Annotated in this window: 13 protein-coding genes; all 13 read right to left on the bottom strand. The window is 65.1% G+C overall.

What is annotated here, in order from left to right; genetic code table 11:
• Positions 1 to 97 precede the first annotated feature (97 nt).
• Positions 98 to 2,038, bottom strand: a complete 1,941-nt coding sequence (gene dnaK, locus EUB48_RS13145; protein ID WP_142819543.1) for a molecular chaperone DnaK — start codon at positions 2,036 to 2,038, stop codon at positions 98 to 100.
• Between the two features lie 80 nt (positions 2,039 to 2,118).
• Positions 2,119 to 2,712 carry a nucleotide exchange factor GrpE gene (grpE, locus tag EUB48_RS13140; protein ID WP_142819542.1) on the bottom strand — a complete coding sequence of 198 codons (594 nt, stop codon included), beginning with the start codon at positions 2,710 to 2,712 and terminating at the stop codon, positions 2,119 to 2,121.
• Between the two features lie 129 nt (positions 2,713 to 2,841).
• Positions 2,842 to 3,198, bottom strand: a complete 357-nt coding sequence (locus EUB48_RS13135) for an FKBP-type peptidyl-prolyl cis-trans isomerase (RefSeq protein ID WP_077560854.1) — start codon at positions 3,196 to 3,198, stop codon at positions 2,842 to 2,844.
• A 178-nt stretch (positions 3,199 to 3,376) separates the two neighbouring features.
• Positions 3,377 to 3,685 (bottom strand): winged helix-turn-helix transcriptional regulator, encoded by a 309-nt coding sequence (locus EUB48_RS13130; protein ID WP_077560853.1) that lies wholly within the window; start codon positions 3,683 to 3,685, stop codon positions 3,377 to 3,379.
• 155 nt (positions 3,686 to 3,840) lie between these two features.
• Complete coding sequence (locus EUB48_RS13125; protein WP_142819541.1) at positions 3,841 to 4,305, bottom strand: MarR family winged helix-turn-helix transcriptional regulator; 465 nt, start codon at positions 4,303 to 4,305, stop codon at positions 3,841 to 3,843.
• 25 nt (positions 4,306 to 4,330) lie between these two features.
• Entirely contained in the window at positions 4,331 to 5,098 is a 768-nt protein-coding gene (locus tag EUB48_RS13120) for an ABC transporter ATP-binding protein (protein WP_142819540.1), read from the bottom strand.
• A 151-nt stretch (positions 5,099 to 5,249) separates the two neighbouring features.
• On the bottom strand, positions 5,250 to 7,019 hold the full coding sequence (locus EUB48_RS13115) for a branched-chain amino acid ABC transporter ATP-binding protein/permease (protein WP_420821413.1): 1,770 nt from the start codon (positions 7,017 to 7,019) through the stop codon (positions 5,250 to 5,252).
• Entirely contained in the window at positions 7,019 to 8,059 is a 1,041-nt protein-coding gene (locus EUB48_RS13110; RefSeq protein WP_142819539.1) for a branched-chain amino acid ABC transporter permease, read from the bottom strand. Before EUB48_RS13110 ends, EUB48_RS13115 begins: the two co-directional genes overlap by 1 nt.
• 31 nt (positions 8,060 to 8,090) lie before the next feature.
• Positions 8,091 to 9,224 carry an ABC transporter substrate-binding protein gene (locus EUB48_RS13105; protein WP_142819538.1) on the bottom strand — a complete coding sequence of 378 codons (1,134 nt, stop codon included), beginning with the start codon at positions 9,222 to 9,224 and terminating at the stop codon, positions 8,091 to 8,093.
• Between the two features lie 37 nt (positions 9,225 to 9,261).
• Positions 9,262 to 9,681 (bottom strand): acyl-CoA thioesterase, encoded by a 420-nt coding sequence (locus EUB48_RS13100; RefSeq protein WP_142821254.1) that lies wholly within the window; start codon positions 9,679 to 9,681, stop codon positions 9,262 to 9,264.
• Between the two features lie 4 nt (positions 9,682 to 9,685).
• The gene (locus tag EUB48_RS13095) at positions 9,686 to 10,450 is read right to left on the bottom strand and encodes an SDR family NAD(P)-dependent oxidoreductase (protein WP_142819537.1); all 765 of its coding nucleotides are present in this window, start codon (positions 10,448 to 10,450) and stop codon (positions 9,686 to 9,688) included.
• Positions 10,451 to 10,534: 84 nt separating this feature from the next.
• Positions 10,535 to 12,412, bottom strand: a complete 1,878-nt coding sequence (locus EUB48_RS13090; protein WP_142819536.1) for a feruloyl-CoA synthase — start codon at positions 12,410 to 12,412, stop codon at positions 10,535 to 10,537.
• A gap of 19 nt (positions 12,413 to 12,431) precedes the next feature.
• On the bottom strand, positions 12,432 to 13,214 hold the full coding sequence (locus tag EUB48_RS13085) for a crotonase/enoyl-CoA hydratase family protein (protein WP_142819535.1): 783 nt from the start codon (positions 13,212 to 13,214) through the stop codon (positions 12,432 to 12,434).
• Positions 13,215 to 13,275 lie beyond the last annotated feature (61 nt).

The raw sequence follows: 13,275 nt of genomic DNA, 5'->3' as shown, positions 1-13,275 counted from the left end.
TTTGCGGCCCGGATGTGCGAAAGCGGAAATCCCGGATGACTCCCGGTTTCCGCTTCGCTGTCTCGAGGCTGCGACTTCAATGGCCTGCCAGCCTGTATCAGCTCTTTTTGACTTCCTTGACCTCGGCATCCACCACGTTGTCATCGGCCGCCGGTTGCTCCGGCGACTGGGCACCCGCCGCGCCAGCCCCCGCCGACGCGGCGGCTTGCTGCGCCTGCATGTCGGCGTACATCTTCTCGCCCAGTTTCTGGCTGGCGGTGGTCAGGGTATTGGTCTTTTCCTCGATCGCGGCCTTGTCTTCACCCTTGAGGGCTTCGTCCAGGTCCTTGATCGCGGCTTCGATCTTTTCCTTCTCGCCGGCATCGAGCTTGTCGCCGTACTCAACGAGGCTCTTGCGCACGCTGTGCACCATGGCCTCGCCCTGATTTCGGGCCTGCACCAGCTCCAGTTTTTTCTTGTCGTCGGCCGCGTTGATCTCGGCGTCCTTCACCATTTGCTGAATCTCGGCCTCCGTCAGGCCCGAGTTGGCCTTGATGGTGATCTTGTTTTCCTTGCCGGTGCCCTTGTCCTTGGCGCCCACGTGCAGGATGCCGTTGGCGTCGATGTCGAACGACACCTCGATCTGCGGCGTGCCGCGCGCCGACGGCGGGATGCCTTCGAGGTTGAATTCGCCCAGCAGCTTGTTGCCGCTGGCGATGTCGCGCTCGCCCTGGAACACCTTGATCGTCACGGCCGGCTGGTTGTCCTCGGCGGTCGAGAAGGTCTGGGCGAACTTGGTGGGGATGGTCGTGTTTTTCTTGATCATCTTGGTCATCACGCCGCCCATGGTCTCGATGCCCAGCGACAGCGGCGTCACGTCCAGCAGCAGCACGTCCTTGCGGTCGCCGCTGAGCACCTGGCCCTGGATGGCGGCGCCCACGGCCACGGCTTCGTCGGGGTTCACGTCCTTGCGCGGGTCCTTGCCGAAGAATTCCTTGACCTTGTCCTGCACTTTGGGCATGCGCGTCATGCCGCCCACCAGAATCACGTCGTTGATATCGGATACGCTTACGCCGGCGTCCTTGATGGCGGTGCGGCAGGGGCCGATGGTGCGCTCGATCAGCTCGTCCACCAGCGACTCCAGCTTGGCGCGCGTCATCTTGATGTTCAGGTGCTTGGGACCCGAGGCATCGGCCGTGATGTAGGGCAGGTTGATGTCGGTCTGTGCGCTGTTCGACAGCTCGATCTTGGCCTTTTCAGCGGCATCCTTCAGGCGCTGCAATGCCAGCACGTCCTTGGACAGATCGACGCCTTGCTCTTTCTTGAACTCGCCGACGATGTAGTCGATGATGCGCTGGTCGAAGTCTTCGCCGCCCAGGAAGGTGTCGCCATTGGTGGACAGCACCTCGAACTGCTTCTCGCCATCGACATCGGCGATCTCGATGATGGAGATGTCGAACGTGCCCCCGCCCAGGTCGTACACCGCGATCTTGCGGTCGCCCTTTTCCATCTTGTCCATGCCGAAGGCCAGCGCGGCCGCGGTGGGCTCGTTGATGATGCGCTTCACATCCAGCCCGGCAATCCGGCCGGCGTCCTTGGTGGCCTGGCGCTGGCTGTCGTTGAAGTAGGCGGGCACGGTGATCACGGCCTCGGTCACGGGCTCGCCGAGGTAATCCTCGGCGGTCTTCTTCATCTTGCGCAGGATGTCGGCGCTGACCTGCTGGGCGGAAATCTGCTTGCCGCGCACCTCGACCCAAGCGTCGCCGTTGTCGGCGGCGACGATCTTGTAGGGCATGAGGTTGATGTCCTTCTGCACCTCTTTCTCGGTGAATTTGCGCCCGATCAGGCGCTTCACGGCATACAGGGTGTTCTTCGGGTTGGTGACGGCCTGGCGCTTGGCCGAGGCGCCTACCAGCACTTCGCCGTCTTCCTGGTAGGCCACGATGGACGGCGTGGTGCGCGCGCCCTCGGAGTTTTCAATGACCTTGGGCGTGCTGCCCTCGATGATGGACACGCAGCTGTTGGTGGTGCCCAGGTCGATCCCGATGATTCTTGCCATGATGTTTACTCCTGCGATTTTTGAAAATTGAATAAGCGTTACTTGTGGATAGCCGGAGGTGTTTCAAGCCCTTGAGGCCGTCATTTCGGCGCGGCTACCGTGACCAGCGCGGGGCGCAGCACGCGTTCGGCGATCAGGTAGCCCTTTTGCAACACTGTGACCACGGTATTGGCCTCCTGATCGGCCGGCACCATGCTGATGGCCTGGTGCTGATGCGGGTCGAATTTGCTGCCGGCGGCCGGATTGACCTCGATCACCTTGTTGCGCTCCAGCGCCGCTTTGAGCTGGCGCAGCGTGACCTCGGTGCCTTCGCGGATCTGTTCAAGCGTGGCATCCTTCACGGCGAGGCCGGCTTCCAGGCTGTCTGCTACCGGCAGCAGGCTCTCGGCAAAGCTCTCAAGTGCAAATTTGCGGGCCTTGGAGATTTCCTCTTCGGCGCGGCGGCGGGCATTTTCGGTTTCGGCCTTGGCGCGCAAAAAGTGGTCGGACAATTCGGCGACCCTGGTTTTGAGGCCGTCCATCTCGGCCTGCACGCTGATCATGTCGGCCGCGGCCTGCGCTTCGTTCGCGGCCAGGGCGGCTTCGCGCTCCTCGGGCGAGGCGTCGGCCGGAATTCCATCCGTTCCGGGGGCGTTCATGGATTGATTTTGCTCGGGGTTCTGATGGTTAGACATGCTTGAAAATGGGGTTTTGAGGAGCCAATTTTCCATTTAAGGGCGGTATCGCGCCTTTCAAGCCCTGGCTGCCACGCGAGGCCAGACCGCGAACCGGCTGCCGCCGCCCCGGGGCGCCGGGGTGTTTGTTTACTTGACGCCGAGCAGTTCGACGTCGAACTTGAGCGTGGCGTTGGGCGGAATCACGCCGCCGGCGCCGCGCGCGCCATAGCCCAGGTCCGCCGGAATGATCAGGGTGCGCGCCCCGCCGACCTTCATGCCCGCGACGCCTTCGTCCCAGCCGCGAATCACCATGCCGGCGCCCAACGAGAACACGAAAGGGTCCTTGCGGTCCTTGCTGGAGTCAAACTTGGCGCCTTGCACGCCGTCGTTGAAGAGCCAGCCGGTGTAATGAACGGTGACGCTCTGGCCTTTCGTGGCCTGGGCGCCGTCGCCGGTGGCGGTGTCGTGGTATTGCAGGCCGGATGCGGTGGTGATCATGCTCAATCCTTGGTTGATGTGCTATACAAAATATAGCAAGCTATGCATTGTTACAGAGGGCTAAAGTCCTAAAGCTCCCCGAATTATGCCAGCACGCCAGCCGGATCCCCGCGGCACATCCGGCCTGCAGAAACGAAAAAGGACAGGTCACGCCTGTCCTTGGGGTCTCCAAAAAGAAAAGGACTTACTTCTTTTTGGCCTGGCTGGCCGCCCACTTGCCGGCAAAGGCCTGCAGGTCGTTCAGGCGCTTGAGCAGATCGACACCCGACGCCGTGACGCCATAGCCATCGGTGCCATGGTTCACCAGGCCGGCCTCACGCAGCTCCTTGATGCGGGTGTTGAGCGTGTTGGGGGTGATGCCGCCGACGCTGTCCTGCAGCAGCCGGAAGGTCTGCGCATGGCCATCCCTGAGCGCCCACAGCACACGCATCGCGTAGCGCGACTCCAGCAGGCTCAGCAACTGGCTGACGGCGGCATTTTCCTTGGAACTCATTCGTCGATCTCCTCGTATATTTAATTGGGCAGGTGGTGCCGGCCCCTCGCCGCGCACCCACCAGGGCGAGGCAAATATAGCGCAGTTTCCTGGTTGCTACAAGTTTCATAGCTGTTAGTGCCCGAAATACGTGGGCTCAGAGTCATAAACGCCAACTATTTGGCTTTTATATAGATTTTTTGCAGCAGCCGCATCAGGGTTTTCCGCTCGGTCGCGCTCAGGCGGCCGGTGGCCTGGGCTTCGAGCTCGCTGGCGGTGTGCTCGGCATCGCGCATCAATTTCTGGCCGGCTTCGGTCAGGTGCAGCCCCGTGGCGCGGCGGTCGTGCGGGTGCGGCCGGCGCGCGATCAGTTCGCGCTTTTCCAGCGCGTTGATCATGCCCACCAGGTTGGGCGGCAGGATGCTCAGCGCGCTGCAAAGCTGGCGCGAGGTGATGCCGGGGTTGTGGGTGATTAGCGACAGTACCGAAAAATCCACCGGCCGCAACTCGTACACGGCCATGTGCCGCAGGAACGACTCGATGATGGCCAGCGCCGCGCGCCGCGCGTTGTAGCCCATCAGTGACTCAAGGTAACTGGTGTCGACTTCGGTGACGAAGGTGCTGGATTCTTTGGGTGCCATGGAAGGGGCCAGGGATGAAGTGGCGCTAATCTACACCAGCGCCACTGGAGGCTTGCGCGGCCGGTGTGCGCGATGCGCCCAGGTAGGTGTCAATCACGCGCGCGTCGGTGGCGAGATCAAAGGCGCGGCCCTGCAGGCTGACGCTGCCCATTTCCAGCACATAGCCGTGGTCGGCCGCTTCCAGCGCGGCGCGCGCGTTTTGTTCGACCAGCAAAATCGTGACACCGGTCTTGCGCAGTTCTTCCACGGTGTGGAAGATCTCGCGCACGATCAGCGGCGCCAGGCCCAGGCTGGGCTCGTCCAGCATCAGCAGCGTAGGGCGCGACATCAGGGCGCGCGCCACCGCCAGCATCTGGCGCTCGCCGCCCGACAGCGTGCCGGCCAGTTGCAGGCGCCGCTCCTTCAGGCGCGGGAACAGGGTGTAGACCACCTCGAGTTGGTCGCGCCATTTCGGGTTGCGCAGGCGCACCTGGCGGAACGCGCCGAGCACGAGGTTGTCTTCCACCGGCATGGTGCCGAACAGCTCGCGCTTTTCGGGCACCAGCGCAATGCCGAGCATCACGCGCTCTTCGAGCGACAGCTTTTGCAGCGGCTGGCCCTGGAATTCGATCTGGCCGCGCGCCGGCAGGATGCCCATCAGGGCGTTGAGCAGGGTGGACTTGCCGGCGCCATTCGGGCCGATCACGGTGATCACGCTGCCCGCCGTGGCCTGCAGGTCGATGCCGTGCAGGACTTCGGCGCGGCCGTAACCGGCATGCAGGTCCTGAACGCGAAGGAGGGGGGTGTTGTTCATCGATCAGTTATCCATTGCGCCAAGCGCTGCCCATAGCGCATGAAGCTCGCGCGGCTCAAGCCAAGGCCACCGCGGAACCGGCTTTGCCGGGCCGCTGGTGGCGCCCCCTTGAGGGGGAGGCGCCGCAGGCGCTTCGGGGGTGGTCATCATCTCAATGTTCGGTGCCGAGATAGGCGGCGCGTACCGCGGGGCTTTGCTGGACCTCGGCCGGTGTGCCCTCCATCAGGTGCGTGCCGAATTCCATCACCACGATGTGGTCCGTCACGTCCATCACCAGGTCCATGTCGTGCTCCACCAGCAGGATGCTCATGCCCTCGGCGCGCAACTGGCGCAGCACGCCCGCCAGCGCCTGTTTTTCCTTGTGGCGCAGGCCAGCCGCCGGCTCGTCCAGCAGCAGCAGCGCCGGGTCGCTGCACAGGGCGCGGGCAATCTCGAGCAGGCGCTGCGGGCCCATGGCCAGGTTACCGGCCAGCTCGTGCAGGCTGCCTTCCATGCCCACGCGTTGCAGCTGGTGCGCGGCCTCGCGCAGCAGGCGCTGTTCTTCCGGCCGGTCCAGCCGCAGCATGGCCGACAGCGCGCCGCGGTGGCCGCGCAGGTGGGCGCCCAGCGCGACGTTTTCGAGCACCGTCATGTCGGGAATCATCTTCACGTGCTGGAAGGTGCGCGCCACACCGCGCCGGGCAATCTCGCGCGAGGGCAGGCCGCTGACCACGTCGCCGCGAAAGCGCACTTCGCCGGTCGTCAGCCCGAGCACGCCGGTGATCAGGTTGAAGGTGGTGGACTTGCCCGCGCCGTTGGGGCCGATCAGGCCGACGATCTGCCCGGCCCGCACCGAGAAGCTGATGTCGTTCACGGCGATCAAACCGCCGAATTGCTTGCGCACCGCGCGCACGTCCAGTACCAGATCGCCCGGTGCGGGCCTGGACCGTTCTTCAAGCGGTGCGGCGCCGTCCCAGTCGTTCGGACGCGGCTTTTTGGGCAGGCGCTGGGCCACAAAAGACCAGATGCCGTCGGGCAGGTACTTGAGCACCAGCACCAGCACGATGCCGAACACAATGGTCTCGTAGCTGCCGCTGGTGCCGAACAGCCGGGGCAGCAGCACCTGCAGCTGGTCTTCCAGCAGCTTGGTCAGGGCCGCCCCGGTGACCGCGCCCCAGACGTAGCCGGCGCCGCCCAGCACCGCCATGAACAGGTATTCGATGCCCCATTTGATGCCGAACGGCGAGGGATTCACGGTGCCTTGATAGTGCGCGAACAGCCAGCCCGAGACGCTCGCGAACAGCGCGGCGATCAGGAAGATGCCGATCTTGTAGCGCAGCGTGTTCACGCCCATGGCCTCGGCCATCTGCGCGCCGGTGCGCAGCGAGCGGATGGCGCGCCCGGTGCGCGAGTTGAGCAGGTTGATCAGCGAGAAGGCCGCCAGCAGCACCAGCACCCAGGTCAGCAGGAAAAAGGGCCGGCCCTGGCTCAAATTCCAATCCCCCAAAGTGATGCCGGGTACGCCGAGCAGGCCGTCGTATTTACCCAGGGCGTCGACGTTGCCCATCAGGTAGTACAGCGCCAGCCCCCAGGCGATGGTGGCCAGCGGCAGGTAGTGGCCTGACATGCGCAGCGTGATCCAGCCCACCACCAGCGCGCTGATGGCCGTGATGCCCAGACCCATGAGCACCGTGAGCCAGGGCGAGAGCCCGGCGTTGATCGTCAGGTAGGCGCTGGTATAGGCCCCGATGCCCACAAAAGCGGCCTGGCCAAACGAGGTGAGGCCGCCAATGCCCGTGAGCAGCACCAGGCCCAGCACCACCAGGCTGTACAGGCCGATGTAGTTGAGTTGCGTGATCCAGAAATCCGGCAGCGGCAGCCAGGCGATCAGGACGATGGCGGCCAGCAGCGCCAGCGGCTGCATTTTTGAGGTCCAGCGCATCAGTGGTCCTCCCCGGCATGTTTGTCGGTCAGCGAGAGCCAGAACAGGATGGGCAGGATCAGCGTGAATACGATCACCTCCTTGAAGGCGCTGGCCCAGAACGAGCCAAAGGATTCGACCACGCCGACGAACAGCGCCCCGATGGCGGTGGCCGGGTAGCTGGCCAGGCCGCCGATCACGGCGGCGACGAAGCCCTTCAGGCCGATCAGGAAGCCCGAGTCGTAGAACACGGTGGTGGTCGGGCCGATCAAGAGCCCCGACAGCGCGCCGATCAGCGCGGCCATGGCCAGCGTCAACTGGCCGGCGGTGTGCGCCGAGATGCCCATCAGGCGCGCGCCGAGCCGGTTCACGGCGGTGGCGCGCAGCGCCTTGCCATACAGCGTGCGCTCGAAGAACAGCCACAGCAGCACGATCAGCGCCAGCGAGACCATGCCGATGATGATGGCCTGCCCGCTCAGGGTCACGGCGCCAAACTGGTAGCGCACGCCCCAGAACGGGGGATTGCGAAAGCCCTCGGCGCCAAAGAACAGCAGCGCCAGCCCGGTCATGGCGAAATGCACGCCGACCGACACGATCAGGAGCACCAGCGTGCTGGCATCGGCCAGCGACTGGAAGGCCACGCGGTAGATCAGCGGGCCGAACGAGGTGACGATGGCGATCGTCAGCAGGACCTGCACCAGCATGGGGAACTGCCGCGGCGCCGCCCAGGCCGTGACGGCAGCCACCGCGAGCGGCACGACCAGGGTGCGCCCGGCGGCCCTCAAGGCGGCTCCCGCCCGGTGATGGCGCTGCCAGGCGGTGGCGGCGTCCATGGCGGCGGCCACCCCCGCCAGCATGATCAGCAGCCAGACGGTGCCGGGCACCTGGCCGGTCTGCAATATCGCCAGGGTCAGCGCGCCGTAGGCCACGAACTCTCCCTGCGGGATGAAAATCACGCGCGTCACCGCAAACACCAGCACGATGGCCAGGCCGAGCAGGGCGTAGATGGCCCCGCTGGTGAGGCCATCGAGCAGCAGGATGCTCGCGATCGAAGTGTCCATGGAACAGGTCCCGGGGTTGGAAGGGCAAAGGTCAGTCGACCTTGAATTCCCCGTTCACGACCTTGAGCATCACGCCGGTCTCGTTGGTAAAGCCCCAGTGGTCCTGCGCCGTGTAATCCAGCACGCCGTGCGACACGACGGTGCGCCCCATGGTTTCAATCCCGTCACGCAGCGCGGCACGGAACTCCTTGGTGCCGGGCTTGGCCTTCTTCAAGGCGCCAGGCACCACTTTTTCCAGCACCAGCAGCGCGTCGTAGCCGTGTCCGGCGAACTGGTTGCGCGAGCCGGGGCCGTAGACCTTCTCGTACTTCTGCACAAAGTCGATCGCGACCTTCTTGGACGGATGGCTGTCGGGCAGCTGCTCGGCAATCACGGCAGGACCCGACACCACGTAGGTGCCTTCGACCTCCTTGCCACCCACGCGCATCAGGTCGCGCGTGGCCGCGGCGTGGGTCTGGTAGATCTTGCCCTTGTAGCCGCGCTCGACCACGGCCATTTCCGGCATCGCGGCACCGCTGCCCGAGGCCACGATCAGGATGGCGTCCGGATTGGCCGAGGTCAGCTTGAGGGCCTGCGCCGTCACGCTGGTGTCGGAACGCGCAAAGCGCTCGGTGGCCACCACCTTGATGCCATTCTTCGCGGCCTCTGCCGTGAAGTCCTTCAGCCAGCCTTCGCCGTAGGCATCGGTGTAGCCGAGGAAGCCCACCGTCTTGACCCCCAGTTTCTTCATGTGCGCCACCATGGCGTAGGACATCACGGCGTTCGATTGCGGCAAGCGGAAGGTCCAATGGTCCTTGCCCGGCGGCAGCGCCGAGGGCGACAGGGACAGTTGCACGGTCTCTGCCTCGGCCGCGACGGCGGCCATGGGAATGGCGACCGGTGTGGCGACCGAGCCGGCGATCAGGTCGACCTTGTCTTCCGTCACGAAGCGGCGCGCATTCTTGACCCCCTGGGTTGGATCGGTGGCGTCGTCGAGCACGATCACATTGAGCTTTTCGCCGTCAATGCTTTTTGGCCACAGCGCGATCTCGTTCTTGATGGGAATGCCCAGCCCGGAGGCCGGGCCGGTCAGCGACAGGCTCACGCCGATCGTGATGTCGGCCAGGGCGGCGCCCGACAGGCACAGAGCGACGGCGGCGGTCACGAGGGATTTGGTGTGTTTCATGAAGAAGTCTCCTTGGTTTTGAGGGTCGAGAAAAAAATCAGCCGCACAGCGCACGGATGTCCGCCGGTACCGGAATGGCCTTGAGCCGGCCCGGCTCGCCGGGCGGATGGATCACGAAGGCGCGCGTCTCGCGACCTTCGCACAGCAGGTCGTCGCCACGCCGGATCAGGTGTTGTTGCAAGAAAACCTTGTCGCGCCACTCCTCGACGCTGGTATGAATGTGCAGCGTTTCGCCATAGGTGGCCGAGCGCAGGAATTTGGTGTGGATCTCCAGCAGCGGCGTGCCGACGATACCAGTGGTCCGGGTCAGTTCGCGCCAGGGGGGCAGGCCGCACGCCATGAAGAAGTTCAGCGACGAGGCGTCCATCCACCTCAGGAAGTTGGGAAAAAAGACGATGCCCGCGGGGTCGCAGTCGCCGAACTGCACCTTGACTTCGTACACCTGCGTCTTGCCCATGAGTTCACCGGGGCGCCATGCGCAGCGCACCGTCCAGGCGGATGACTTCGCCATTCAGGTGCGTGTTGGTGACGATGTGGCAGGCCAGCTCGGCGAATTCCGACGGCTTGCCCAGGCGCGGCGGGAATGGAATGCTCGCCGCCAGCGAGGCCTGCACGGGCTCGGGCAATTGCCGCATGAGCGGCGTGGCGAACAGGCCGGGCGCAATGGTACAGACGCGGATGCCATGCTGTGCCAGATCGCGCGCCATCGGCAGCGTCATGCCGACCAGGCCGCCCTTGGAGGCGCTATAGGCCTGCTGGCCGACCTGGCCGTCGAACGCGGCCACCGAGGCGGTGAACAGCATCACGCCGCGCTCGCCGTCGACCAAAGGGGACAGCTTGGCGCATTCGGCAGCAAACAGGCGGCTCGCGTTGTAGGTGCCGATCAGGTTGACGTTGATGACCCTGGCGAAGTCTTCCAAAGGGGCAGGCGTACCGTCCTTGGCGACCACGCGCTTGGCCGAGCCGATGCCCGCGATGTTCATCAGGATGCGCGCCGGGCCGTGGGCGGCGGCGGCCTTGGCGATCGCGGCCTGCAGGCTGTCGGTGTTGGTGATGTCGCACTGGCAGGCGATACCGTTGATTTCTGCTGCGACCTTTTCGGCGTTGGCGAGGTTCACATCGAGCACGGCAACTTTCGCGCCGAGCCGGGCCAGTTCGCGTGCGGTGGCCTCGCCGAGGCCGGAGCCGCCACCGGTGACGAGTGCGGCATGTCCTTGGATGTTCATGGTGAAGACTCCTGGTTTGCTATTAATCTGGTAGCTGAATGCAAAGACTGGATAAGGGCTGCAGGCACTTTTCTCTTGAAGATATCAGCGTTCGCCGGGTTTGAGAATGTGGGCGGCCGTGCCGTCGTGCAGCGCGCGCACCAGGGCGTCGCGGTGCTTGAGCACGGCGCGCTGGTTGATCGAGCCCTTGTCGGTCACCTCGCCCTTGTCGATGGAGGGCGGCTCGGCCAGCAAAATGGCGCGCGCGATGCGGTTCGCGCTGCCAGTGGATTGCTGCGCCAGTTCGGTGAAGACGCGGCGGAAATGCGCCAGCACCGGTGCGCTCTCAAGCACCTCGGCCAGCGACGCGCTGGCATCCAATCCGCTCAGCGTGCGCACGGCGGCCGTCGGGAAAATCATCGCGCCGACCTCGTTGAGGTTCAGTCCGGTGAGCACGGCGTCCTGGATGTAAGGCGCGCCCGCCGCAATGATCCTGGCGCGCAGCGGACCCACGCTCACAAAAGTGCCGGTGGCCAGCTTGAAGTCCTCTGCGATGCGCCCGTCGAACTTCAGTCCCTGGTGGATGTCGTTCGGGTCGATCCACTGGACCGCATCGCCGGTGCGGAAAAAGCCTTCCTCGTCGAACGCCTCTTTCGTCGCCTGCGGCGCGCGCCAGTAACCCGGCGTGATGTTGGGGCCTGCATAGCGCACCTCGGTCTTGCCGTCCACCGGTACTAGCTTGAGCACGATGCCCGGTGCGGGCACGCCGATGTCGCCGGCCTTCACATTTGGGCTGGTCACGAATACCGCGAACGGCGCGGACTCGGTCATGCCCAGGCCCGTGCCCATGACGATGCGCTCGCCGATCTCGGCTTCCTGCGTGGCGTGCAGGCTGTCCCAGACCGGCTGCGCGAGTCCCGCGCCCGCATAGAAAAACATCTTCACGCGCGACAGCAGCGTGCGGCGCAGCTGCGCGTCGGTCTTCATGGCGTTGGCAATCGCCTCGAAGCCGGTGGGCACGTTGAAGTACACCGTGGGCGCGATCTCGCGCAGGTTGCGCAGGGTCTCGCTCATCAGCGCCGGCGTGGGCTTGCCGTCGTCGATGTACAGCGTGCCGCCGTTGTAGATCGTCAGGCCCACGTTGTGGTTGCCGCCGAAGGTGTGATTCCAGGGCAGCCAGTCGACCAGCACCGGGGGCTCCTCGGCCAGCACCGGCATGGACTGGCGCATCTGCTGCTGGTTCGCGCACCACATGCAGTGCGTGTTGATCACGGCCTTGGGCAGCTTGGTCGAGCCCGAGGTGAAGAGGAACTTGGTGATGGTGTCCGGCCCGGTGGCCTGCATGGCGGCATCCACCTGCGGCGTCGGCGCGGTGGCCAGCAGCGCGGCGAAGGGGGTGGTGGGACGGCCGTCCAGCGAGCCCTCGTGCAGCACGACTTCGACATCAAGGCCCGCGGTGGCCTGGATCGCCTTGCCATAGCGCGCGGCGTCGCTGGCAAACACCAGCCCCGGGGTCAGTGTCTTGAAGATGTGGCGCAGTTTTTCGTAGTCCAGGCTGACCACGCTGTAGGCCGGCGAGGCCGGGCAGTAGGGGATGCCGGCGTACAGGCAGCCGAGCGCCAGCTGCGCGTGCTCCAGGCTGTTCTCGCTCAGGATCACCACCGGGCGCTCGGCGCTCAGGCCGCGGTCCAGCAGCGCCTGCCCGACCGCGCGGGCGGTGACGAGTGCCTCGCCGTAGCTGATGTGGCGCCAGTCGCCCGTGCTGCCGTCCGCGTTTTTGACGCGGCGCGCCAGGAAGCTGCGCTCAGGCGTGGTCTGCGCCCAGTGCATAAAGCGGTCGGTGATGCGCGCCGCGTAGTCGGCCAGCGGCTGGTCGGCTTCGAGGTAGCGGACACCGTCTTGGCCATCGCGCAGCAGCACGCGCGTGACGCCGAATTTCAAGGGGCGGTAGCGCGGTGCGGAAGAGGGTTTTGTCTCGCTCATGATCTGGCTCTTTAGTCGGTCAGGCTTTTTTGACCTTGGCGGCGCGGCCGTCGAGGAAGGCCTGCACGCGGGTCTTGGCCTCGGGCGCGCTCTGCGCAATCGCGGCCATCAGTGCCTCGGTCAGGAAGCCCTGGTCGGCCGGCTGCTCGGCGATGCGCGGCAGCGCGTGCATCAGCGCATAGTTGGTCAGCGGTGCGTTTTGCGCCACGCGCTGCGCCAGCTCGAAGGCCTTGTCGAACGCCTGGCCTTGCGGCACCAGGTATTGGGCCAGGCCGATGCGCTCGCCGTCCTGTGCGTTGTACACGCGCCCCGTCAGCATCATGTCGGTCATGCGCGCGGCGCCGATCAGGCGCGGAATGCGCACCGCGCCGCCGCCGCCCACGAAGATGCCGCGCGAGCCTTCGGGCAGCGCATAGAAGGTGGAGTCGTCGGCCACGCGGATATGGCAGGCGCTGGCCAGCTCGAGTCCGCCGCCGACCACCGCGCCGTGCAGGGCCGCGATGACGGGCACCGGGCCGTATTGCACGCGCTCCAGCGCGGCGTGCCACATGCGCGAATGGACCAGGCCCTGGCCCGCGTCGCGCTCCTTGAGCTCGGACAGATCCAGGCCGGCGCAGAAATGCTCGCCTTCGCCGTCGATGACTGCCGCGCGTACCGTGGCGGGCAGGTTTTCAAAAACATCGCGCAGGGCCAGAATCAGGCCATCGCTGAGCGCATTGCGTTTGGCGGGGCGGGTCAGGCGGATCACGGCGACTTCCTTGTGGTCGCCGCGAATGTCAAGCTGGAGGTCTTTTTTGCTCATGGTGGTGTTTCTTTCGAAGGTTGATTATGATTATTAAATATAATCAAATCAAGCCGCTTGA

Source organism: Rhodoferax sediminis, from assembly GCF_006970865.1.
Classification (GTDB): domain Bacteria; phylum Pseudomonadota; class Gammaproteobacteria; order Burkholderiales; family Burkholderiaceae_C; genus Rhodoferax_A; species Rhodoferax_A sediminis.
The sequence above is the reverse complement of the archived record's forward strand: the minus strand, read 5'-3'. Positions and strand labels throughout refer to the sequence as shown.